Annotated in this window: 21 protein-coding genes; 9 read left to right on the top strand and 12 right to left on the bottom strand. The window is 73.5% G+C overall.

Annotated features, from left to right (window positions below; translation table 11 throughout):
* Positions 1 to 98: 98 nt before the first annotated feature.
* Together rplT and rpmI are read right to left on the bottom strand one after the other, a co-directional pair.
* Positions 99 to 470, bottom strand: a complete 372-nt coding sequence (gene rplT / locus FHS87_RS10315) for a 50S ribosomal protein L20 (protein ID WP_184517367.1) — start codon at positions 468 to 470, stop codon at positions 99 to 101.
* An 18-nt stretch (positions 471 to 488) separates the two neighbouring features.
* Positions 489 to 695 carry a 50S ribosomal protein L35 gene (rpmI, locus tag FHS87_RS10310; RefSeq protein ID WP_043836759.1) on the bottom strand — a complete coding sequence of 69 codons (207 nt, stop codon included), beginning with the start codon at positions 693 to 695 and terminating at the stop codon, positions 489 to 491.
* Between the two features lie 229 nt (positions 696 to 924).
* Between rpmI and FHS87_RS10305 the strand changes: the two genes are divergently transcribed.
* The 6 genes from FHS87_RS10305 to FHS87_RS10280 all read left to right on the top strand — a co-directional run bounded on the left by FHS87_RS10305 (position 925) and on the right by FHS87_RS10280 (position 6,748).
* Positions 925 to 1,662 (top strand): metallophosphoesterase family protein, encoded by a 738-nt coding sequence (locus FHS87_RS10305; protein ID WP_184517365.1) that lies wholly within the window; start codon positions 925 to 927, stop codon positions 1,660 to 1,662.
* A 2-nt stretch (positions 1,663 to 1,664) separates the two neighbouring features.
* Positions 1,665 to 3,077 (top strand): serine/threonine protein kinase, encoded by a 1,413-nt coding sequence (locus FHS87_RS10300; protein WP_184517363.1) that lies wholly within the window; start codon positions 1,665 to 1,667, stop codon positions 3,075 to 3,077.
* Complete coding sequence (locus FHS87_RS10295; protein ID WP_184517361.1) at positions 3,074 to 3,613, top strand: deoxycytidylate deaminase; 540 nt, start codon at positions 3,074 to 3,076, stop codon at positions 3,611 to 3,613. Before FHS87_RS10300 ends, FHS87_RS10295 begins: the two co-directional genes overlap by 4 nt.
* 48 nt (positions 3,614 to 3,661) lie before the next feature.
* On the top strand, positions 3,662 to 4,492 hold the full coding sequence (gene dapF, locus FHS87_RS10290) for a diaminopimelate epimerase (protein WP_184517359.1): 831 nt from the start codon (positions 3,662 to 3,664) through the stop codon (positions 4,490 to 4,492).
* A gap of 382 nt (positions 4,493 to 4,874) precedes the next feature.
* The gene (gene ftsY / locus FHS87_RS24455) at positions 4,875 to 5,945 is read left to right on the top strand and encodes a signal recognition particle-docking protein FtsY (protein WP_456306613.1); all 1,071 of its coding nucleotides are present in this window, start codon (positions 4,875 to 4,877) and stop codon (positions 5,943 to 5,945) included.
* Positions 5,945 to 6,748 (top strand): creatininase family protein, encoded by an 804-nt coding sequence (locus FHS87_RS10280; protein WP_184517357.1) that lies wholly within the window; start codon positions 5,945 to 5,947, stop codon positions 6,746 to 6,748. Before ftsY ends, FHS87_RS10280 begins: the two co-directional genes overlap by 1 nt.
* Here FHS87_RS10280 and FHS87_RS10275 read toward each other — a convergent pair.
* From FHS87_RS10275 to ugpB, 8 genes are all read right to left on the bottom strand, one after another.
* Positions 6,745 to 7,182 carry a hypothetical protein gene (locus tag FHS87_RS10275; protein WP_184517354.1) on the bottom strand — a complete coding sequence of 146 codons (438 nt, stop codon included), beginning with the start codon at positions 7,180 to 7,182 and terminating at the stop codon, positions 6,745 to 6,747. The two genes, FHS87_RS10280 and FHS87_RS10275, sit on opposite strands and share 4 nt — an antisense overlap.
* Complete coding sequence (locus tag FHS87_RS10270) at positions 7,179 to 7,754, bottom strand: NUDIX domain-containing protein (RefSeq protein ID WP_184517351.1); 576 nt, start codon at positions 7,752 to 7,754, stop codon at positions 7,179 to 7,181. Before FHS87_RS10270 ends, FHS87_RS10275 begins: the two co-directional genes overlap by 4 nt.
* A 52-nt stretch (positions 7,755 to 7,806) precedes the next feature.
* Positions 7,807 to 8,007 (bottom strand): hypothetical protein, encoded by a 201-nt coding sequence (locus FHS87_RS10265; protein ID WP_184517348.1) that lies wholly within the window; start codon positions 8,005 to 8,007, stop codon positions 7,807 to 7,809.
* 130 nt (positions 8,008 to 8,137) lie between these two features.
* Complete coding sequence (locus tag FHS87_RS10260) at positions 8,138 to 10,456, bottom strand: glycosyltransferase family 4 protein (RefSeq protein WP_184517345.1); 2,319 nt, start codon at positions 10,454 to 10,456, stop codon at positions 8,138 to 8,140.
* A gap of 61 nt (positions 10,457 to 10,517) precedes the next feature.
* Positions 10,518 to 11,591, bottom strand: coding sequence for an ABC transporter ATP-binding protein (locus tag FHS87_RS10255; protein ID WP_184517342.1), 1,074 nt, complete (start codon positions 11,589 to 11,591; stop codon positions 10,518 to 10,520).
* A 5-nt stretch (positions 11,592 to 11,596) separates the two neighbouring features.
* Positions 11,597 to 12,502: a sn-glycerol-3-phosphate ABC transporter permease UgpE gene (ugpE, locus tag FHS87_RS10250; RefSeq protein WP_184517339.1), complete on the bottom strand. Its 906-nt coding sequence runs from the start codon at positions 12,500 to 12,502 to the stop codon at positions 11,597 to 11,599.
* Positions 12,502 to 13,383 carry a sn-glycerol-3-phosphate ABC transporter permease UgpA gene (ugpA, locus tag FHS87_RS10245; protein ID WP_184517336.1) on the bottom strand — a complete coding sequence of 294 codons (882 nt, stop codon included), beginning with the start codon at positions 13,381 to 13,383 and terminating at the stop codon, positions 12,502 to 12,504. Before ugpA ends, ugpE begins: the two co-directional genes overlap by 1 nt.
* Positions 13,384 to 13,432: 49 nt before the next feature.
* Positions 13,433 to 14,782: a sn-glycerol-3-phosphate ABC transporter substrate-binding protein UgpB gene (ugpB, locus tag FHS87_RS10240; protein WP_184517333.1), complete on the bottom strand. Its 1,350-nt coding sequence runs from the start codon at positions 14,780 to 14,782 to the stop codon at positions 13,433 to 13,435.
* Positions 14,783 to 14,939: 157 nt separating this feature from the next.
* Here ugpB and FHS87_RS10235 point away from each other — a divergent pair, with 157 nt between their 5' ends.
* The 3 genes from FHS87_RS10235 to pcaF all read left to right on the top strand — a co-directional run bounded on the left by FHS87_RS10235 (position 14,940) and on the right by pcaF (position 18,006).
* A complete protein-coding gene (locus FHS87_RS10235; protein WP_184517330.1) occupies positions 14,940 to 15,482 on the top strand; it encodes a hypothetical protein in 543 nt (180 codons plus the stop codon).
* Positions 15,483 to 15,528: 46 nt separating this feature from the next.
* On the top strand, positions 15,529 to 16,725 hold the full coding sequence (locus FHS87_RS10230) for an MFS transporter (protein WP_184517327.1): 1,197 nt from the start codon (positions 15,529 to 15,531) through the stop codon (positions 16,723 to 16,725).
* 72 nt (positions 16,726 to 16,797) lie between these two features.
* Complete coding sequence (gene pcaF / locus FHS87_RS10225) at positions 16,798 to 18,006, top strand: 3-oxoadipyl-CoA thiolase (RefSeq protein ID WP_184517324.1); 1,209 nt, start codon at positions 16,798 to 16,800, stop codon at positions 18,004 to 18,006.
* A gap of 19 nt (positions 18,007 to 18,025) precedes the next feature.
* Here the strand turns inward: pcaF and FHS87_RS10220 are convergent, their stop codons facing one another.
* Together FHS87_RS10220 and FHS87_RS10215 are read right to left on the bottom strand one after the other, a co-directional pair.
* Positions 18,026 to 20,338, bottom strand: coding sequence for a DUF6212 domain-containing protein (locus FHS87_RS10220; RefSeq protein ID WP_184517321.1), 2,313 nt, complete (start codon positions 20,336 to 20,338; stop codon positions 18,026 to 18,028).
* Positions 20,335 to 22,848 carry a glycosyltransferase gene (locus tag FHS87_RS10215; RefSeq protein WP_184517318.1) on the bottom strand — a complete coding sequence of 838 codons (2,514 nt, stop codon included), beginning with the start codon at positions 22,846 to 22,848 and terminating at the stop codon, positions 20,335 to 20,337. Before FHS87_RS10215 ends, FHS87_RS10220 begins: the two co-directional genes overlap by 4 nt.
* Positions 22,849 to 22,854 lie beyond the last annotated feature (6 nt).

Genomic DNA, 22,854 nt, shown 5'->3' with positions numbered 1-22,854 from the left:
ATATGCCAAGGGCCGCGCCGCCGGGAAACCTCCCGGCCATCGCGGCCCTCGAACGATCAACTGGATTGGCGCCCCGCCCTGCGGCGGGGCACCGGGGCTCAGGCGGTCTGCTGAGCCGGGAGGGACGCCTTGGCCTTCTCGACGAGCGTGGCGAAGGAGGCCGCGTCGTCATAGGCGATGGCGGCCAGCACCTTGCGGTCCAGCTCGATCCCCGCGGCCTTCAGCCCGGCGATGAAGCGGGAGTAGACGATCCCGTTCTCGCGGCAGGCGGCGTTGATGCGCTGGATCCAGAGGCCGCGGAAGTCGCGCTTCTTGTTGCGGCGGTCGCGATAGGCGTACTGCAGCGCCTTCTCGACCCGCTCCAGCGCGGGGCGGTAGGCGGTGGAGGACCGGCCGACATAGCCCTTGGCGAGCTTGAGGACCTTCTTGTGACGGGCGTGGGCGGTGACGCCGCGCTTTACACGAGCCATGTGTCTATCCTCTCTCGCTTACCGGGGCAGGCCGTAGGGCAGCCAGGTCATCACGGTCTTCGCGTCCTGGTCGCGCAGCACCTGGTTGCCGCGGTTCTGGCGCTTCACCTTCTGCGAGCGGGCGGAGAGGTTGTGGCGCTTCTTGCCCGGGCCAGCCAGAACCTTGCCGGTCGCCGTGATCTTGAAGCGCTTCTTGGCAGAAGACGTCGTCTTCATCTTGGGCATTTGGGTCCTCCTCATGGCAGGGGGATGGACGGCCCCACCTTGCGCCGCCCCCTTCGCCTTTCGGGTGGGGGGCGGGCCGCACCATGCGGCGGGGGCCGGGACCACGGCCGGGCAGCCCAGAGAAGCCCGGGGCGCGTGGGAGGGCGGGGTATAAGGGAAGCCCGGGGGTGCGGCAAGACCCGTTGCGGTCCTGGCGCATCCGGCCGGACAGGATAAGGATAGCGGGGCGATGATCGCCATCCTCTCCGACATTCACGCCAACCGCGAGGCCCTCTCGGCCTGCCTCGACCACGCCGACCGCGCGGGCGCCACGCGATTCGTCTTCCTCGGCGACATCGTCGGCTACGGGGCGGACCCCGCCTGGTGCCTCCGCACCGTCATGGACCGGATCGCCCACGGGGCGGTCGCCATCCTCGGGAACCACGACCAGGCCGTCTTCGCCCGGGGCACCCGCATGAACGGCCGCGCCGCCGCGGCCATCGACTGGACCCGCGCCCAGCTCAGCCCCGATGCAGCCGGTTTCCTCCGGACGCTCCCGCTCGAGCACGTGGAGGGAGACGTTCTCTTCGTCCATTCCGACGCCTCCGCCCCGGAGGAGTGGCGCTACGTCCTCGGCGCCGAGGAGGCCCGGCGCAGCCTCGACGCGAGCCCGGCGCGGGTCACCGTCTGCGGCCACGTCCATGTCCCCCGGCTCTTCGGCCTCACCGCGACGGACAAGTGCACCGCCTTCTCGCCCGCGCCCGGCGTTCCCGTCCCTCTCCCCCGCCCCCGGCGCTGGCTGGCGGTGATGGGAGCGGTCGGTCAGCCCCGGGATGGGGACCCCGCCGCCTGCTACGGGCTGCTGGACCCCGCGGCCGCCGAGCTGCGCTGGATGCGCGTGCCCTACGACGTGGAGATGGCGGCCGCGAAGATCCGGGGGGCCGGCCTGCCGGAGAGCCTCGCCGACCGCCTCTTCCTCGGGCGCTGACGATGCCCCAGCGCCGGCCGCGGGAAGGACAGGTGATCGACGGCTTCACCCTCGGCCCGCCGCTCCACCAGGGAGGCATGGCCTCCATCTTCGAGGCGACGCATCCCGCGCACGACTTCCCCGTGCTGATGAAGCTGCCACATCTCGACGGGGTGGACGCTGCCCATATCGTCTCCTTCGAGATGGAGCAGATGATCCTGCCCCGGCTCACCGGCCCGCATGTCCCGCGCTACGTGGCGGCCGGGGGGTTCGACACGCCGCATCCCTATCTCGCGATGGAGCGCATCCCCGGCCCCTCCCTCCTGGCGAGGCTGCGGGACCTTCCCCTATCCCTGGACGAGGTGGCCGCGATCGGGGCGAAGGCGGCGCTGGCCATCGCGGCCCTGCATCGCCAGCGGGTCTCACATCTCGACATCAAGCCCGCCAACATCCTCTTCCGCCCGACACCGGACGGGCTGCGGGGCGATGCCGTGCTGGTAGATTTCGGCCTCTCCCACCACGGCCAGCTCCCCGACCTCATCGAGGAGGAGTTTCGCATTCCCTACGGCACCGCCCCCTACATGGCGCCGGAGCAGGCGATGGGGCAACGGAACGAGCCCCGGAGCGACATCTTCTCCCTCGGCGTCCTGCTCTACCAGCTCGCGACGGGGATCCTTCCCTTCGGAGAGCCGCAGCACCTCCGCGCCGTCCGCAAGCGCCTCTGGCGCGACCCCGTGCCGCCCCGCAAGCTGCGCCCGGAGATCCCGTCCTGGCTGCAGGAGGTGATCCTGCGCTGCCTGGAGGTGGAGCCGGGCAGCCGCTATCCCACGGCGACCGGGCTCGCCTTCGACCTCCGCAACCCCGAATCCGTGCGGCTGACGCCACGCGCCGAGCGCCTGCGGCGGGATGGCTGGCTCGCCGTGCTGGAGCGCCGCTTCAACCGCGACCGCGCCCCCCGCACCGGTCGCCCGGCGGTGACGGCCCATGCCGCGCCGATCGTCGCCGTGGCCGTGGACCTGCGGGAAGGGTCCGTCGCCCTGGCCGATGCGCTGCGGGCGAGTGTGGGGAACGTCCTCCGCACCATGCCCGGCGCGCGCGTGGCCTGCCTCAACGTGCTGCTGGACGGCTACATCACCGGGGACGCGCAGCACGACGACGAGGGCCGCTCCTCCCGCGTGCAGCGCCTGGCCGAGCTGCGCCACTGGGCTGCGCCGCTCGGGCTGGAGGAGGGGCGCATCACCTTCCACGTGCTGGAGGGTTCCTCGGCGGCCGAGGCCCTGCTCGAATACGCCGTGGCGAACGGAGTGGATCACGTCGTGATGGGCGCGCGGGCGAATTCGGTGCTGCGGAGCGTTCTGGGCTCGGTCTCGGGGGAGGTGGCCGCGCGCGCGCCCTGCTCCGTCACCGTCGTGCGGCCGAGGGAGGCCGCGCCGTGACGCAGGAGGGAGAGACGGCGCTGACGCGCTGGGACCGGCGCTATCTCGGCCTGGCCGCCCACATCCGGGGATGGTCGAAGGACCCCCGGGGGCGCGTGGGCGCCGTGATCGTCGCGCCCGAGCTGAACCGCATCGTCGCCACCGGCTTCAACGGCTTCCCCACCCGCATCGAGGACGACATGGACCGGCTCTCGGACAAGCCGACGAAGCTCGACATGATGGTGCATGCCGAGCAGTCCGCCCTTCTCTTCGCCGGGCGCGAGGCGAGGGGCTGCACGCTCTATGTCGTGGGCAAGCCGGTCTGCAACCACTGCGCCGTGCTCTCGATCCAGTCCGGCATCCGGCGCGTGGTGGCCTCCGCGCCGCGGCTCGGCACCCGCTCCGAATGGGACCGGCGGGGCCACATATCGGCCAGGCTCTTCGCCGAGGCCGGGCTCCGCTTCGACGCCGTGCCGGAGGAGGTGCTCGCCGCGCTGTTGCCGGGGGAGGCGGGGGGCGCGGCGACGCTCGACCCCACCCCGACCCCCACGGGCTAGGGCACGGCGCTTCCGGCGCGGGCCGGCGCCCCCTATATCGGCCGCGCGATGATGATCTCCTTCCGCAAGATGCACGGCCTCGGCAACGACTTCGTCGTGCTCGACGCGCGCCGCGCCCCCCTGCCCATCACCCCCGCCCGCGCGGCCGCCATCGCCGACCGGCACCGGGGCATCGGCTGCGACCAGTTCATCGTCATGGAGCCGGGCGGGGAGGGGGCGGAGGTGTTCATGCGCATCCGCAACCCCGACGGCTCCGAGGCCGGGGCCTGCGGCAACGCCACCCGCTGCGTGGCCGAGCTGGCCATGGCCGAGGCCGGGAGCGACGCGGTCGCCATCCGCACGATCGCCGGCCTCCTCCCCGCCGACCGCCTGCCGGATGGCCGCATCCGCGTAGATATGGGCCCGGCCCGGCTGGGCTGGAGGGAGGTGCCCCTCGCGCGGGAGGCCGACACGCTGCACCTACCGCTGGCGGCGGAGGGCGTCTCCGACCCCGCCGCCTGCTCCATGGGCAACCCGCACGCGACCTTCTTCGTGCCCGATCTCGATGCGCTGGACCTCCCCCGCATCGGCCCCGCGCTGGAGCGCGACCCGCTCTTCCCCGACCGCGCGAATATCGGCTTCGTGCAGGTCCTCGCGCCCGACCATCTCCGCCTCGCGGTCTGGGAGCGGGGGGCGGGGCTGACGCTCGCCTGCGGCTCCGGCGCCTGCGCGGCGCTGGTGAACGCGGCGCGGCGGGGCCTCTCGGCACGGGCCGCGACGGTTTCCCTGCCCGGCGGGGACCTGTTCATCGAGTGGCGGGAGGACGGGCATGTGATGATGGCCGGCCCCACCGCGACCGCCTTCACCGGCATGATCGACCTCGACGCCTACGCGTCGTGAGACGCCCCCTGATGGAGTGGAACGCATGGCGCTGAAGGATCTCTGGGGGCGGCTCGCTACCTGGGCCACGACCCCCGAGGGCGAGCCGAAGCCGCCCGCGGGGGAACCGGACGCGCCGACGATCCCGCCTCCGCCCGCCGAGGAGCCGCCCCCGCTCCGCGAGCCGGATGCCCCGGACCAGGTGCCGGAGCCGGAGCCCGGCATCGGCGACCCGCCCGACGCGCCCGCCCCGATGCAGGCCCGGGGACCCGGCCACCTTCTTCCCCCGGTCTCCGGCATCCCCGGCTTCGCCACCCCGGCCCCGGCGGAGGTGTCCACGGATGGCGGCGAGATCCCGCAGGCCTTCCGCCCGACCATGCCGACCCTGCCCGTGGTGCCCGGGCTGAGCACGGATTCCGGCCCCGCCCCGGCCGCGGAGCCGGTGGAGGAGGCGTACGAGGTGCAGGCTGCCGAGGTGCAGGCTGCGGCGCCGGCCGCGCCCGATGCGCCGCCGGCGCCGCAGCCGGCACCCGCCGCCGGGCATGCCGCGCCCCAGGGGGGCTTCTTCTCCCGGCTCAAGGCGGGCCTTTCCCGCTCCACCGCGCGGCTGACGGAGAACCTGACCGGCCTCTTCCGCAAGCGCCGGCTGGACGAGGAGGCGCTGGAGGAGTTGGAGGAGACCCTCATCCTCGCCGATCTCGGCCTGCCCGCCGCCCGGCGCATCGTCGGCAGCTTCCGCCGCACCCGCTTCGGCAAGGAGGTGACGGACGAGGAGGTGAAGGCCGCCCTGGCCGATGAGGTGGCAGAGATCCTGGCCCCCGTCGCGCAGCCCCTTCGGCCCGACTGGGGCGTGAAGCCCTATGTCGTGCTCGTGGTCGGGGTGAACGGCACGGGCAAGACGACCACCATCGCCAAGCTGGCGCAGAACTACCGCGCCGAGGGCCGGCGCGTGATGATGGCCGCCGGCGACACCTTCCGCGCCGCCGCGGTGGAGCAGCTCCAGATCTGGGGCGAGCGCACGGGCAGCACGGTCGTCGCCCCGGCCAAGGAGGGTGCGGATGCGGCGGGCCTCGCCCATGAGGCGCTGCAGCGCGCACGCGCCGAGGGCGCCGACATCCTCCTCATCGACACCGCCGGGCGGCTGCACAACAAGGCCGGGCTGATGGAGGAGCTGCGCAAGGTCGTGCGCGTGCTCCGCAAGCTCGACCCCGAGGTGCCGCACGCCGTGCTGCTGGTGCTGGACGCCACCACCGGCCAGAATGCCGTGCAGCAGTGCAAGGTGTTCCGCGAGATGGTGGACGTGACCGGCCTGATTGTCACCAAGCTCGACGGCTCGGCCAAGGGCGGCGTCGTCGTCGCCCTGGCCGAGGAGTTCGGCCTGCCCGTCCACGCCGTCGGCGTGGGCGAGACGGCAGCCGACCTCCGCCCCTTCGAGGCGCGCGACTACGCCCGCTCCCTCCTGGGCTTGTCCTGATGCCTGAGGTCCGCTGGGAAAGGCTCACTGCCCCCGAGATCGGGGAATGGGCGGCGCGGGACGCCACCGTGATCCTGCCCGTGGCCGCGCTGGAGCAGCACGGGCCGCACCTGCCGGTCTGGACGGACAGCCTCATCGGCCACGCCGCCTGCATCCGAGCGGCCGAGCTGGTGGAGGGGGACGCGCCCGCAATCGTCCTGCCGCCGATGTGGCAGGGGATCAGCGAGCACCACCTGCCCTTCGGCGGCACGATCAGCCTCGACTTCCGCACGATGCAGGCCGTGATCGCCTGCGTGGCGCGATCGGTCCTCGCCTGCGGGTTCCGCAAGCTCTTCCTCGCCAACTCCCATGGCGGGAACATCGAGCCGCTGGTGGTGATCGCGCGGGAGCTGGGCGCGGAGATGGGCATCCCGGTCGTCACCGCCACGGTGCATCAGGCCGCCGCCGCGGCCATCGCCGGCATCCTGGAGACGCAGAGCGGGACGCAGCACGCCTGCGAGGCGGAGACGAGCCTCTGGCTGGCGCTGGACCCCGCCCAGGTCCGGCGGGAGAGGATCGAGGGCGCGCTGTCGAATGGCGGGCCATCCGTCGGCGGCAGCGCCTTCCAGCGCTTCTGGTCCTTCGCCGAGCGCGCGCCCGGCACCGGCGTGCGAGGCGACCCCCGTGCCGCGACGGCGGAGAAGGGCGAGCTCATCCTGGCGGCGATTGCCGAGGCCCTGGCGCGGGGGCTGCGCGACCCCGCCCTCTGGGCGCGTCCCGACGACGTCTGGTCGCCCGGCCGCGCGCAGCGCTCTCCTTCTTAGTAGGAGAAGGGGATCTCCAGCCGCGCCCCGGCGGCGGGATCCCGGAACAGCCTGTCCTGCCGCTCGGTGTAGTTGTTGCCGGACTGCACCCGGCTGTCCGGCAGGTTGCGCGGCTCGATCAGGTCCGGGCGGAGCCGCGCCGCCTCCCGCGTCGGCGGCGGCCGCGGCGCCTCGACCGAGCGGTTCGGCATGGGGGCGATGTCCGCCTGCGGGGCGGGCGCGGGAGGCGGAGGCGGGGGCGCCTCGGCCACAGGAGGCGGCGCTCGGCGCCGGGCCGCGCGACGCTGGGCGGGGCGCCGGGAGCGCGGCGTGGTCGCGACCGGGGGAGCGGGCGCGTCCTGCACGAGATGGATGGCGCCGGCCCCCGGCGCCTGCCCATCGCCGGCCGGCGTGGCACCGAGAAGCAGGGCCGATAGGGCGAGGCTGGCGATCATCCGGCATCTCCCGCCAGGATGTGCCCGGGGAGCGGGCGCGTGCCGCGCTGGTCCTCGGGCGGGTTGAGAACGGCCGGGCCGGGATGGCCGGCCCCCTCGCGCCAGGCATTCAGCGCCCAGCGCACGGTCGGAAAGGCGATCTCGTCCCAGGGAATGCTGGCCCAGGGAAAGGCGCGGACCTCCAGGCTCTCGGGCCCCGCGGCATAGCCGGGCTCCTCCAGCCGCGCGCGGAACATTACCTGCACCTGGCCGAGTCGCGCGATGGAGTAGACGGCGAGGACGCCTTCGGTGCGGATACGCGCACAGGCCTCCTCCCACGCCTCGCGGCGGGCGCCTTCCTCCACGGTCTCGTGCATCTCGAGATAGCCCGCGGGCAGGGTCCAGAAGCCGCTGCGGGGCTCGATGGCGCGCCGGCAGAGCAGCACGGCATCCTCGCCCGAGGGATCCTCGACGGCAACGACGGAGCCGACCACGACTTTCGGGTTCTCATAAGCGACATAGCCGCAGTCGCGGCAGGTCAGCCGATCCCTGTCGTCTCCCTCCTGCCGAATTCTCTCGAACCGTCCGGGCATCGGCGAAGAATGAGCCGCGCCCGGCCGCCTCACAACCCCTTTCGGGGCGGGTTCAGACCCGGAGGTCGAGCAGGGAGCCCCGGGGGAGCGGGGTGGCCGGCGCGGCCGGGACCGATTCGAGCAGGCGCTGCGCCGGTGCCGCCGCATTGCCGCCTCCGCCGCCCGGGGCGGCGCGCACGGGCTGAACCCCGCTGATCCCCGCGGCCCGCGACACGTCCTGCGTGAAGGCGGCCAGAGCATTGGTGCTGATCATGCGCAGGATCGTGCCGGAGAGATGTGAATCGGAAGTAAATCGGGTCCGGCGGAGGGGGGCGGTTCGCATGCCCCAGCCTCGCCGGCCCTGCCGTTAACCTTCCAGCAACCAATGGCTGTATTCGTGGCGGTCAGCCCGCCCGGACCGCCGGCAGCCGCTGGGCTTCGAGGAAATCCAGGCGCGCGATCAGGTCATCCTCCCGGCAGAGCATCAGGGCCCGCAGCCCCGTGCCCTCCGGCGCGTCCACTTCCAGTTCCAGCACCTCCGTCCCCTCCGCCACCTCCAGGGAAAGGGCGGTCGCGAAGTCGCCCCCGGGCGGGGCGGGGATGCTGGCGGCGCCGGCAGGCGCCGAGTCGGCAAAGAGGGCGAAGCGGATCGGCCGCCCCCCTCCCGCGCGCAGCTCCAGGTGGAGCCGCAGCGGCCCGGCCGTGCCGGGCGGCAGCACCAGCCTCAGCCGTGCAGGGATGCCACCGGCCAGGGGCGTTCCCCAACCCTCCTGCGGCCGCCAGCCCGGCCCGTCGCGCACGGTGTCGGAGAGCGCCAGGGCGAGGCTCGGCACGGTCGCGTCCGAGCGGGACAGCGGCAGGCGCTGGCCGAGAGGCAGGGCCAGCCTCTCGGTCAGAGAGGGCGAGCCCTCCCCCTCGAAACGTTCCAGCGCACCGAGCACATCGGCCAGCACGGCTTCCCAGCGGCGCCCGGGGCCGTGATCGGCGACGGCCCGCTCGGCCCTGGCCAGCGCACCGGGCTCGAAGAGCAGGCGCTCGACGGCGGTGGCCATGTCCGACTCGCTTTGCGGCTCGACATAGACGGCCGCGCCCGCTCCCGATTCCAGCAGGGCGGAGTGGCGGGGCAGGAGCGGCACCTTGCCCCAGGCGATGCTCTCCGTGACCGGCAGCCCCCAGCCCTCGTGGTGGGAGTTGTAGATCGTGAAGAGACAGTCCCTGTAGAGCGCGGCCAGCCCGCCATCGGAGATGTCGTGCAGGAGCACGACGTGGCGGGCCAGCTCCGCGCTCCCCTCCAGCAGGTTCATCGCGGCCTCCGCGTGCCAGCCCTGCGTGCCGACGCAGACGAGGCGCGGGATGCGGGCCGGGCCGTGCCGGCGCAGCAGGGCGAGCCAGGCGCGGAACACCGTGAGGTGGTCCTTCCGGCTCTCGATCGTCGCGACGAAGAGGACATAGGGCTCGGGCGGGCGCGGCGCCCGCGTGCCCTCCAGCGCGGTGGGGTCCGGCGCGGCCCCGCCGCGGGGATCGGCATCGAGCGGGACCACCGCCATGGGGATGTCGAGGCCAGGGAGAAGATCGTGTAGGAAGCGCCGCCCGTCCGCTCGCGTCGCCTCGGAATTGCAGAGCACGCCTTGTGCATGGACCCCGAGGGAGGAGAACCAGCGGGCGTAGTCCTGCACGAGGATCCGCACGCAGTGCTCCGGCATCACCAGCGGCACGCAGTCGTGCAGGAAGGGGATGTAGCGGAGGTCCGCGCCGCGCCGCGCGTTCCGCAGTCCGCGGAAGTAGTCGGGGATGCCCCAAGAGTTACCGAGGTTGACCAGGGTCGCGGCGGGGGCGAAGCCGTGGGCCGGGCCGCTCGCCGCTGCGCCGAGCACCTCGTCCCGCGCCGCTACCCAGGCCGGCTCGCCCGTGTCCGAGCCGGCGGCGGACAGGGAGAGAAGGCGGGAAAGGCCGTCCGGCTCCACCGCCCGCCAGATCGCCCGGTCGCTGTCGAAGGCGAGGTAGGAGGCCTCCAGCCCCGTGCCGAGCGCCGCGCCGACGATGCCGGCCTGCACGCGCTGGATCCCCGTGAGGGTGCGGCGGCCCCTGAAATGCAGCAGGAGGTCGCTGACGTCGAAGGCGATGCCGGTCCCGGCCGCATGGGCGGCGCGCGGAAGGGCGTTCCCGCCCGCGCGCAGCATCGCGATGCGCGGCCGGGGTGGAGGGGCCAGGCGGGTGGCGAGCCGAGGCACTGCGGGGCGCGGCGGGGCGGCCGCCACCAGAGGAGGCTGCTCCGGCGCGGGCTGCGGGGCCCGCACCACGGGTGCCGGAGGCGGCGGGGGTTCGGGAAAATCCGGGCTCTCCGACTCGAGGGCGCGGATGGCGGCCTCGGCCGCCGCGCCCTGCGTCGCGCCCGTCTCCAGGGCTACGGCGAAGGCATAGGCCTGCAGCGCCTCCCGGTGCCGCCCCGTCGCGCGCAGCGCGTGCCCGCGGTGCCGGTGCATGGAGGCATCGGCCGGCGAGGCGGCGCCGGCGCGCGCATAGGCCTCCAGGGCGGCCTCCGTCTCTCCCGCCGCGCGGAGCGCGTGGCCCTGCCAGGCGAGGAATGGCGCGGGGTCCGCGGACTGCGCCGCGGCCTCGCCGTAGCGGCGCGCGGCTTCCTCGAAGCGGCCCTCGTGCCAGAGCCGGTCGGCATCGGCGCGAAGGGCGGAGAGGGCGGGGTTTTCGTTGGGCCGGGCGTCCATCACCGCGATGGGTAGCGGGCGCCGGGCCCGGCCGGAAGAGGATACCGGGGAGTGCCGCGAATCATGGATCGAGGCGCCGGCCCGTCTCCGCGTCGAAGACGTGCAGATGCGCGCCCGGCAGGCGCACGGGCAGCACCGAGCCAGAGAAGGTCCCGGGCAGCCGGGCCGTGATGGCAAGGCCGCCGGGCGCGCGGCCATGCACCACCGTCTCCGAGCCCAGCGGCTCGATCAGCTCCACGGCGAGCGGGATCGCGCCCTCGCCCTCGCCCTCGCCGGGGAGAAGGTGCTCCGGCCGGACGCCGAGGGTGATGGGCTGGCCCGCGCTGCCCGGCCGGTGCCCCTCGGGGAAGGGCACGAGCGTGCCGTCGGCCAGCCGGGCCGAGGCGTTGCCCTGGTCGAGGGCGGCGGGGATGAAGTTCATGGACGGGCTGCCGATGAAGCCCGCGACATAGGTGTCGGCGGGGCGGGCGAAGATCTCCATCGGCGGCGCGACCTGCGCCGGGCGGCCGGCATTCATCACCACCAGCCGGTCCCCGAGCGTCATCGCCTCCACCTGGTCGTGGGTGACGAAGAGGGAGGTGACGCCGAGGCGGCGCTGCAGCCGGCGGATCTCGGCGCGCATCTGCACCCGGAGCTTGGCGTCGAGATTCGAGAGCGGCTCGTCGAAAAGGAAGAGCGCGGGCTCGCGCACGATGGCGCGGCCCATGGCCACGCGCTGCCGCTGCCCGCCGGAGAGCTGCTTCGGCTTTCGGTCCAGCAGCGGCTCGATCCCGAGGATGCCGGCGGCGTCCCGCACCCGCCGGTCGATCTCTGCACGCGGCAGCCCGCGGATCTTCAGCCCGTAGGCCATGTTCCCGAAGACGGACATGTGGGGATAGAGCGCGTAGTTCTGGAACACCATGGCGATGTCGCGGTCCGCGGGCTCGAGGCCCGTCACGTCGCGGCCATTGATCACCACCTGGCCGTCGCTCGGGGTCTCCAGCCCGGCCACGATGCGCAGCAGGGTGGACTTGCCACAGCCGGAGGCGCCGACGATGACGACGAGCTCGCCATCCGCGACCTCCAGGTCGATCCCGTGCAGGACAGCGGTGTTGTTGAAGGACTTGCGGACGCCGTGGAGGGAAAGGGTGGCCATCTCGTCTACTTCTCGGTCTCGGTCAGCCCGCGCACGAACCAGCGCTGCATGAGCGCGACCACGAGCACGGGGGGCAACAGGGCGAGCACGGCGGTCGCCATGATCGTGTTCCAGTCGTTCTGCGAATCCCCGCGCCCGATCATCTTGGAGAGGCCGACGACGATCGTCTCCATCGAGCGGTCGTTGATGATCAGCAGGGGCCAGAGATACTGGTTCCAGCCATAGATGAAGAGGATGACGAAGAGGGCTGCGATATTCGTCAGCGACAGGGGCAGCACGACGTCGCGCAGGAAGCGCAGCGGCCCGGCGCCGTCCATCTTCGCGGCCTCGACGAACTCGTCAGGGATGGTGAGGAAGAACTGGCGGAACAGCAGCGTCGCCGTCGCCGAGGCGATGAGCGGCACGACCAGCCCCGTCCAGCTGTTGCCGAGGTTCAGGTCCACGATCACCTGGAAGGTCGGGATGATCCGCACCTCCACCGGCAGCATGAGGGTGATGAAGATCGCCCAGAAAGCGATCATGCGCCCGGGGAAGCGGAAGAACACCACGGCATAGGCCGAGAGGATGGAGATGGTGATCTTCCCCACCGCGATCAGCACCGCCATCAGTAGGCTGTTCCACAGCATCACCGAGGCCGGGGTGGTGCGCGTGCGCCCGCCGCCCTCGTTCCAGGCGGTCGCGTAGTTCTCCGCCGCGTGCGAACCGGGCAGGAGGGGAACATCGCCCCGTCCAATGGTCCCGGCATCGTGGGTGGAGCCGACGAGGGTCATCCAGATCGGAAAGGCGACGATGGCGACCCCGAGGAGAAGGGCCGCGTGGGCGAGGAGCCGCGAGGCAAGCCGCCGGCGGCGGGTGGCGCGCAGCAGGGCGTCGTCGCGGACCGGCGCGGGGGTGGCGAGGCTGCCGTCCATCAGTAATGGACCTTCTTCTCGACCGCGCGGAACTGGATGGCGGTGAGGGCGATGACGATGATCATGAGAATCACGCTCTGGGCCGAGGACTGGCCGAGGTTCAGGTTCTCCACCCCGTCCACATAGACCTTGTAGATCAGCGTCTCCGTCGCCTTCGCCGGCCCGCCGCCGGTGAGGGCGTGGATGATGCCGAAGGTCTCGAAGAAGGCATAGGTGAGGTTCACGACGAGCAGGAAGAAGGTCGTCGGCGACAGGAGGGGGAAGATGACGGTCCAGAAGCGGCGGGTCGGACGGGCGCCATCGATCGCAGCCGCCTCGAGCACGCTGGCCGGGATGGATTGCAGCCCCGCGAGGAAGAAGATGAAGTTGTAGGCGAGCTGCTTCCAGGCAGCGGCGATCACGATCAGCGTCATCGCCTGGCCACCGTTCAGCCGGTAGTCCCAGGCGATGCCGATCGCGTTCAGCCCCCGCCCGATCAACCCGACCTGGGGCTGGAAGAGGAAGAGCCAGAGCACGGCCGCCACGGCGGGGGCGACCGCGTAGGGCCAGATCAGCAGGCTGCGGTAGACCGTCGCGCCGCGCAGCGACTTGTCCGCCTGCACCGCCAGGAAGAGCGCGAGGCCGAGGGCGAGGCCGGCAACGAGGGCGGAGAAGACGAAGCTGTTGAGGGCGGCGTTCACCCAGGCCGGGTCCTCCAGCACCTCGCGGAAGTTCTCCAGCCCCACGAACTCGCGGGAGAAGCCGAAGGCATCCTCCCGCATGGTGGACTGCAGGATCGCCTGCCCCGCCGGCCAGAAGAAGAACACGACCGTCACCGCGAGCTGCGGCGCCAGCAGGACGAGCGGGAGGAGACGCCCGCGGAAGAAGACTTTTTTCTGCATAGCATCCTTCGGAGGCGCCGGGCGGCACTGGCCGCCCGGCGCAGGGCGGTCAGTTGTTGCGGTTGGTGCGCTCGAAGTTACGCAGCACCTGGTTGCCGCGCGTGTTGGCGTTGGCGAGGGCGGCCTCGGGCGTCGCCCCTCCCTGGAAGGCCCGCTCCATCTCTTCCTGGATGATGTTGCGGATCTCGATGAAGCCGCCGAGGCGGATGCCGCGGCTGTTCGCGGTGGGATCGCCGCCGCGCAGCATCTGCTCGATCGGCACGTCAGCCCCGGCGTTCTGCTGGTAGTAGCCCGCCGCCTTCGTCACCTCATAGGCCGAGCGGGTGACGGGGACGTAGCCGGTGTCCTGGTGCCACTTGGCCATCACGGCGGGGCTGGAGATGTAGCGGAAGAACTCCGCCACGCCGCGCAACTCCTGCGGGCTGCGCTGGGCGTTCGGCCCGCGGTTCATGGTCCAGAGGGCCGCGCCGCCGATGATGGAGTTGCGCGGCGCGCCCTCCGCGCCCTGGTAGTAGGGCAGCATGGCGACGCCCCAGTTGAAGCGCGCCTCGCGGGTCACGCGCGCGCGGGACCCGGAGGACATGAAGGAGATGGCGCACTCGCCCGTGGGAAAGAGCGCCTCGGCCGCGGTGTCGCGCCCGCCGTAGCGGAACAGCCCGTCCTTCTGCCAGTTGACGAGATTCGTGAGGTGCCGCGTGAGGACGGGGTTGGCGAGGTTCAGCTCGGTGTTGAGCCCCTCGAAGCCGTTGCTGCGGCTGGCCAGCGGGACGTCGTGGATGGCCAGGAGCTGCTCCACCATGATCCAGGACGGCCAGGAGGTCGTCATGGGGCATGCGATTCCGGCCGCCTTGAGCTTGCGGGCGGCATCCTCCACGCCCTGCCAGGTGGCGGGGAAGGCATTGGGGTCCAGCCCGGCGCGCTGGAACATGTCCTTGTTGTAGTAGGCAATGGCCGTGCTGCTGTTGAAGGGCATGGCCATCATGCGCCCGTCCGCCGCGGCGTAGTAGCCGGCGACGGGGCCGATGAAGTCGCGGGGGTCGATGGCCACGCCGGTCTCGGCCAGGATCTCGTGGAGCGGCTTCACCGCCCGGCCCGCGGACATCATCGTGCCCGTGCCGACCTCGAACATCTGCACGATGTGCGGCGCGGTGCTGGACCGGAAGGCGGCGATGGCGGCCACGACCGTCTCGGCATAGCTGCCGCGGAAGCTCGGCACCACCTTGTAGGTGGACTGCGTCGCGTTGAAGTCGGTGGCGAGCTGTTCGAGCATCCCCCCGAGCGGCTGGTTCAGCCCGTGCCAGAATTGAAGCTCGACCGGCTGCTGGGCGCGGACGGCGAGGGGCACGGAGACGAGCGTTGCCAGCGCGAGTGCGCCGGCGGCGAGGTGGCGACGCCGCATACTGATTCCTTCCCTGAGGTCGATGGCGCCGGGGTTATTCTCCCCATGTTGCAGTGAGACTACAGTCGTATGACGGGTTCGTGGAAGGCCGGCGGCCCTCTCGTTTTCGGCATCGGTGTTAACCGCGACTTGACCTCGGCGGCGCAGGATCGCCGGAATGGTAAGCGAGACGCCCTTTCTCCTGCTCGGTGTCGCACGTCACGGGACACCGGGCTTCGGCGCCGTGCGCGCGCGGCGCGTGACGGGGCTGCTGGCCGGCGGCCCGCGCCACCGGAGCCTCCCGGCGCTGGCCCTGCGCCTGCCGGAAGCGGTCGGCTTCGACGAGATCGCTGAAGTCCGGGCCTGGCTCATCGCGCGGGAAGCAGCGCTGGACATGGCGCTGCGGGTACTGGCCGGGGCCGGCGGGGGCTCGGCTTCCGCCGTGGCGCGCCGCGTGGTGGAAGCGCGCCTCAGGCCTGAGCTTCCTGCCCTGAGCGGCGCTCGGCGCCCGCCCGTCACCGGCCAGCAAGTCCCGGTAATCTCGACGCCCTCCGCGAAGTCTGCCCACGGGGCGCCCCGCCCGCCGGACTACGCGGTGGACCGGTTGCTCAGCGCGCTGCGACTGCACGAGGTGGAGATCGCGCAGCTTGGCCCGGTACCGGCCGGCGCGGCGCTTGTCGCCACCGGCCCCTGCATCCCATCCCGGCCCGCTATGGAGTGAGGGCCGGGCCCTTGCGGAGAGGCTCGGCATCCCGCTTCATCGGCGCGTGCAAGAGCCAGATGCAGGGCGGCGCGATCCGCCGAAGCCAGGACGCCGACGGATCGTAGGGGCGCTGGGAGTCGCCCAGACGATCGCCTGGGCCTCTTCCTATTACCTGCCCGCCATCCTCGCAGCTCCGATGGCGGCCGATTTCTCACTGCCCGCAAGTGCCATCTTCGCTGCCTTCTCCGCCTCCCTGCTGCTGACCGCGGTGCTCGGCCCGTGGGTGGGGAGGCTGATCGACCGCAAGGGCGGCCGCGGCGTGCTCGCCGCCTCCAACCTCGCTTTCGCATCGGGGCTCCTGCTGCTGTTCGCCGCGCCTGCTGGCTGGGTGTCCGTCCTGTTCCTCGGCTGGGGGATGCTCGGGCTCGGCATGGCGCTCGGCCTCTACGACTCCGCCTTCGCGACCGTGGCCGGCCTCTATGGCCGGGAGGCGCGCGGCGCGATCACGGGGATCACGGTGATGGCGGGCTTCGCCAGCACCATCGGCTGGCCGCTCACGGCCTGGCTCGAAACCTCCTTCGGCTGGCGGGGCGCCTGCCTCGCCTGGGCGGTCCTTCATCTCGGCCTGGCCCTGCCGCTGCACCTGCTGCTCATCCCGCCGGCACCGCCGCCTGTCCCGGGCCCCGCCAGTGCCGAGGATCCGGAGGGGGCCGCGGGCTGGGGGCAGCTGGCCCTGCTCGCCCTTGCCCTCACCGGCACGGGATTCAACATCGCGGCGATGGCCGCGCACCTGCCGGGCGTGCTGGCGCGCGCCGGGGTGGCGCCCGAGGCGGCGCTGGTCGCTGCGAGCCTCGTCGGGCCCATGCAGGTGCTCTCCCGCGTGCTTGACGCCTCCCTGCTGCGGCGCGTCCCGCCCCTCGTCTCGGCGCGGCTCGCCACCGCGGCCCACCCGCTGGCCGCCGCGGCGCTGGGGCTGGGGAGCGGCGGCGCGCTGGCACCGGCCGCCTTCGCCGTCATCCACGGCGCGGGGAACGGCATGCTGACCATCGTGCGGGGGACACTGCCCCTCGCGCTGTTCGGCGCCCAGGGCTACGGCGCCCGGCAGGGGATCCTGCTCGCTCCCATGCGGCTGCTGCAGGCCCTGGCGCCGCTCGCTTTCGGCCTCGCGCTGGAGCGGGTGGGGCTGGGGGCGCTCTGGCTCTATGCGGGCGTCGGGCTGATCTCGCTTCTTGCCCTGATGGCGCTGCGCCGGCCGGGATAGTCGCCCGCCGGCCCCTTGCCGCCGGCTGCCGGATGGGCTTCCTGCGATGGCAGGACGGAACCGGAGGACGCCATGGCCGAGGCCCTTATCTGCGACGCTGCCCGAACCGCGATCGGCCGCTATGCCGGCGGGCTCTCCGCCGTGCGGGCGGACGACCTGGGCGCGGTGCCGCTCAAGGCGCTGATGGCCCGCAACCCCGGCGTGGACTGGGCCGCACTGGACGACGTGGTCTTCGGCTGCGCCAACCAGGCGGGCGAGGACAACCGCAACGTCGCGCGCATGGCGCTTCTCCTGGCCGGCCTGCCCGAGACGGTGGGCGGCAGCACGGTGAACCGCCTCTGCGGCTCGGGCATGGATGCGGTCGGCATCGCGGCGCGGGCCATCAAGGCGGGCGAGGCCTCCTTCATGCTGGCCGGCGGCGTGGAGAGCATGACGCGCGCGCCTTTCGTGCAGGGCAAGAGCGCCGAGGCCTTCGGCCGCGTGGCCGAGATCTACGACACCACCATCGGCTGGCGCTTCGTGAACCCGCTGATGAAGAAGGGCCATGGCGTTGATTCCATGCCCGAGACGGCGGAGAATGTGGCGCAGGACTTCGGGGTGAGCCGCGCGGACCAGGATGCCTTCGCCCTCCGCAGCCAGCAGCGCGCCGGTGCCGCCCAGAAGGCCGGGCGCTTCGCCGAGGAGATCGTCCCCGTCACCATCCCCCGCCGCAAGGGCGACCCGGTGGTCTTCTCGCAGGACGAGCACCTCCGCCCCGACACCACGGCCGAGGCGCTGGCGAAGCTGCCCACCCCGTTCCGCAAGGAGGGCGGGAGCGTGACGGCGGGGAACGCCTCGGGCGTGAATGACGGCGCCTGCGCCATCATCGTCGCCGACGAGGCGGCCGCCGCGCGCCACGGGCTTACCCCGCGGGCGCGCGTGGTCGCCACCGCAACCGCCGGCGTCCCCCCGCGGATCATGGGCTTCGGTCCCGCCCCCGCCACGCGCAAGGTGCTGGAGCGGGCGGGGCTGAAGCTCTCGGACATGGACGTGATCGAGCTGAACGAGGCCTTCGCCGCCCAGGCGCTCGCCGTCACGCGCGACCTCGGCCTGCCCGATGATGCCGAGCACGTGAACCCCAATGGCGGCGCCATCGCGCTCGGCCATCCCCTCGGGATGAGCGGCGCGCGGCTGGTCCAGACCGCCGTCCACGAGCTGCACCGGCGCGGGGGGCGCTATGCCCTCTGCACCATGTGCATCGGCGTCGGCCAGGGCATCGCCATGGTGATCGAGCGGGTCTGAGCCTCCCGCCCGCGCCGCCTCATGCGGCGGCGCGGATTCCGGTCTCCTGCAACTCCCGCGCGCGCTCCACCCATGCCGCCGTGTCGGCGACGGAGAGGCCGGCCTGGCGGCAGGCATCCTCGGCGGCGCGCGGCAGCACGGCGAAGAGCGCCTGCATCATCGCGGCGTCGCGCTCGTCCGTGATGGATTCGAGGAAGTCGCGCAGCTCCGGCAGGGCGATCCGGAGGAAGGGCCCGAACTTGTCGCTCGACCGGCCGAGCCAGTCGCGGAAGACCTGCGGCCAGCCGGTCGCGCGGCGGAATTCGAGCCGCGGCTCGCCGTCCTTGCTCACGAGCTTCACCCTCACGGCGGCCCAGCGCATCGGGCCGCTGGCGAGGCTGGCCACCGTCATGTCGAGATGGCGATAGGAGTCGCCGGGCATGTGCTGATGGAGCCGGACGGCCTCGAAGCGCGCGGGGGCTCGCCCGGGCAGGGGGTTGATCGGACCCGTGCGGACCGCGGGCGCCACCGGGCGGGGCAGGGCGGCCAGCGGCGCGGGCTGCTCCGCCGAGGGCGCGGGCCCCGCCGGCATCTCCACCGGGACGGGCAAGGGGAGCACGATCGGCCGGTACTCCTCCAGGCCGGGCGATGATGGGGGGGGCGTCGCCGGCGCAGGGGCGGGCGAGGTGACGATAGGGGAAGGCGCGGCCTCGGGCGCCGCGGCAACGTCCTCATCCGGGCCGGCTGCCGGTACTTCACTGGGCCCGGCCGGCTCCCCGGCCTCCTCCACCCCTTCCTCGGGGAGGGGCGAGGCCTCCGGAGGCTTCACGGCGGCCGCTTCCGCCTCCTCGTCGGGCACCGCGGCGACGGGCACCTCCGCGGGCTGCGGGGGCGTGCCGAGGAGCGTCTCCCTGGCCTCCTCCGGCGCGGCGGCCGGGCGCTGTGGCGCGGGGAGTGCCCCCGTGCGCTGGGCCGAGAGGGCCACGCCCTCGACCTCGACGGAGGCTTCCGCCTCTCCCGCCCGCAGGGCGATCGCGAGGGCCGCGCGGCCACCCAGCAGGGCGGAGAGGGGCAGGGTGAGCTCCAGCCCCTCTTCCGGCAGGGCACGCCATCCGCTCTCCGCGGCCCCGGCGGCCGGCCCGTCGAGATCCGCCGCTCCGGCGGGCGCTGGATCGGCGGGGCGGAGCCAAGTGGCAACTGAGGCCCCGGCACCCGTTCCGTTCGCGAAGGCGATCCGCAGGCGGTCGAAGCCCGGCGCGTGGATAAGGGGCAGGAGCAGGAGCGCCCGCTCCCCGGCAGGCGCGCGCAACAGTGGGCGCGGCGGCTCGTCGCCCAGGGCGATGCTGCTCACCGCCCCCTCGATCACCCGTGCAGCGGCCCAGGCCGGGGCCGGCAGGGCGAGAGGGACATCGGCGCCGGGCAGGCCGAGCCCGACCTCCTCCGGCACCCAGTGCGCCGGGGCAAGGTAGCGGCTGCCCGGGGCGCCGGCCCAGGCACGGATCGCGAGGGGGTGCTCCCCCTCCGTCCCGGCCCAGCGAAGCTCGGCCGAGAGGGGCGGAAGGCCTTCACCCTCGGCCAGCACCTCCAGCACCGCCGTCTCGCGGAAGGGACCGAGCGGCGTGGGAAGCTCGAGGGTGAGCCAGCCCGGGGCGAGTTCGGCGGCGGGCACGGACCAGGCGCCGAGGACGCGGTCGCTCTCCCCGCCGATAAGGCGAAAGCGCAGCAGCCCGTCGCCCTCCGCCGCCCCGGCGAGGTGGACGGCGATGGCGGCCAGCCCCGCGAGCCCCGTGCCGAGTGCGTGGCGCCCATGGGGCAGGGTCGCCGCCCCGGCCTCGCCCGAGAGGATGAGCCGCGGCGCGACGGGCGGGCGGTGGGCGAGGAGGCGGGCCGTGTCCGCCATGGCCTCCCGCGTCTCCTCCATCTCCTGCCGGGCCGCCACCAGCGCGCGGCAGGCCTCGTTCTCCCGTGCCTGGGCCGCCGCCAGCTCCGCGGCGAGGATCGCGAGCAGGCCGGGCAGCGCCGCCTGTCCCGTCGCGGCCGGCACGAAGGGCGGCGCCGGCAGCCCGGCCGCCTCCACCCACCAGCGCGCGACCGGCGCGATCCGCGCGCGGTCACTGGCGATGAGGGCGAGGCCCCCCATCGGCGGCGTGGCCAGCGGGATCGCCGTCTCGGGATCCGGCGCGCGCGTGCCCTGGGGATGCAGCAGCAGCGCGCCGCCGCGGGCGGCGATGCTCCAGACCTCCAGCCCCGGCACGGCGAGCGGGGAGGGGTCCATCACCCCCTCAGCCACGAGGACAGCTGGGCGGCCGCCGGCGAGGGCGGCGAGATGGGCGGGATCGGCGCGCAGGGTCACGGGGCGGAAACCTTGTCCAGGCGGGCGAGGAGGGGCTCCATCCGCGCCGCCCAGCCGGGCAGGGCGGCGGCGCGGGCATGGGCGGCACGGGCGGCGGCGAGCAGGGCCGGGCGGTCGGCGGCGAGGGCGGCGAGGCGCGAGGCGAAGTCGGAGGCTACCCGGAGGTCGTCCCGCCCGTTCGGCCGGGCGGGGATGAGGAATCCGTCCACCCCGTCCGCGATCATCTCGGCGACCGCGCCCGTGCGGGTGACGAGGGGGACGCAGCCCATCCGCTGCGCCTCGGGGATGGTGAGCGGCGAGCCCTCGAAGAGGGAGGGAAGGACGAGCACGTCCGCCCAGGCGAACAGGGCTTCCAGCGCCGCGCCCTCGGCGGGCGGCTCGACGGCCAGGCCCGGGATCGGTTCGGGCGCGCGGTCCAGCACCGCGCGGCCGGCCGCTCGCCACTCCACCCCGGGCGTCAGGGCAACGATGTCGCGCAGCCGGGTGAGGCCCTTCTGAGGATCCAGCCGGCCGAGGAAGAGGGCGCGCAGCGGCCCCTCGCGCCCGATCCGGCCCTCCATCGCGGCCTCGGCCGCGCCGGGCAAGGCGGGGTGACCCGGGCCATTGGGGACGAGAAGCACCTTGGAGGCGGGGATGCCCTGGGCGATGCACCAGTCCCGTAATCCTTCAGAAACAACGGCTACGGCGTCGTAGCTCGCCTCGTGGGCGAGGAGTGCGTGCGGATTGCCCAGGGGCGCTCCGGCGGAATCGCGCTCCACCACATGCAGCCCGGCGATGGTGAGGACGCCGAGGCCCCGCAACACCCCCGCCAGGGCGTGCACACCCTGGGAATGCGTGGCGAGCACCGCCTCCATCGGCGCGAGCTGGCCGAGCGCGTCGCGCAGGGACGTCGCGCCTGGAAGCGGCGCGCCGAGATGCGCGGCCTCGGGGTCGTTCCCCTCGATCCCCCCGCGCTGCGGGAATTGGACGGTCTCGAAGGCGGCGAGGGCGTCGGGCGGCAGGGTGGCGGTATCGGCGCCGGTGACGACGAGATGCGGGCGCCAGCCGCGCTCCCGCAGCACCGCGGCGAGATTGGTCACCACGCGCTCCACCCCGCCCATCTCGAAGACGGGGACGGCGAGGGCGATGTCGCGCCCCCTTTCCGGTGCGAGCCAGGGCAGCACCGCCCCGGCCCCGATCAGCTCGCCATAGCCCTGATGCGCCCGGCTCCGCGGGCGGCGCCAGTCGCCGCGCCACTCGCCGTGCTCGGGATGGCGCGTGGCGAAGGCTTCGGCCAGGGCCGCGAACTCGGCGGCGGCCTCGGGCAGGGCGGGCGGGATGGCTGTTCCGGCTTCCAGGGGAAGGGTGACCCGCAGGGTGGCGCCCCGCCGCGTCGCGGAGGCGAGGGCGGAGCCGAGCGCCGCCGCCTCGGCGAAGGGCTGGCTGCGGAAGAGGATGAGCGCCGCCTGCTCGCCCGGCGTGCCCTCCCCGCGCTCGACCGAGAGGCGTCCCCCCTCGGACGGGGCGAGGGTGACGGACACTACCTCCGCCTCGCGCAGCAGGATCTCGGCCTGCCAGAGCGTGTTGTGCAGCAGCCGCCCCGCCGCGAGGGCATCGAGCGCCGCGCCGGAGGCGAAGAGGAGGAAGGGCGGCGCATGGACGGCCTGGGGATGGCGGCTCGCCTCCACCAGCCGGCGACGGGCGGCCTCGCGCGGAAGGGCGGGAAGGGCGGGGCGGAGGGGGTCCACCACGAGCTCGGCCCCCGAGGATCCCGCGCGGAGCAGGAGGAAGCGCGGCACCTCCCCCGCCTCCAGCCGCAGGAGGTTGCGCGGGCGGAGCGCCGGCCCGAGGCGGCGGCGCATCCCGGCCAGGATGGCGGGCCTCTGCCGCTCGGCCTCCTGTCGCATCCCGCCCGCGCGCCGGCGGTAACGGAAGCCGCCCATGGGAAGGTGCCGGCCCCGGAAGCCCGCGGCGGCGGCGCGGAGCCAGAAATCCCAGTCCTCGAAGCCGTCCCGCATCGTCTCGTCGAAGCGCAGCCCGGCCTCGAAGACGGCGCGGGAAACGAGGCTGCCCGCGTCGCTCGTATTCTCCAGCAGGTGCATGAAGCGGGAGTAGTCGCCGGCCGCGGAGGCGCTCTCCGGGACGCCGAAGAAGTCGAAATCGGGATAGACCCAGCCCGTCTCCGGCCCGGACGCCTCCAGCAACTCCGCCGCCCGCTCGATCAGCCGCGGGCCCAGGCGGTTGTCGGCATCGAGGAAGAAGAGGGAGCGGCAGCCCGGCCAGGCGCGGAGGGCGAAGTCGATGCCCGTGTTGCGCGCGGCCGAGAGCCCGCCATTGGCGCGGCGTAGCAAGTGGACCTTGCCGGGATGGGCACGGGCGAGGCGCAGCCCCGTCCGCCGCGTCTCCTCCATCGGGCAGCCATCATCCACCACCACGGCAGCGACGCGCCGGCGGCCGCAGCTGGCGAGGACGGACTCGACGGCCTCGGCCAGCAGCGCGGGCTGCTGCCAGGCCGGCACGATCACTGCCACTTCGGG

The organism is Muricoccus pecuniae, assembly GCF_014199205.1.
In the GTDB taxonomy this organism is placed as follows: Bacteria; Pseudomonadota; Alphaproteobacteria; order Acetobacterales; family Acetobacteraceae; genus Roseomonas; species Roseomonas pecuniae.
This window is presented reverse-complemented; position numbering and strand designations above follow the sequence as displayed.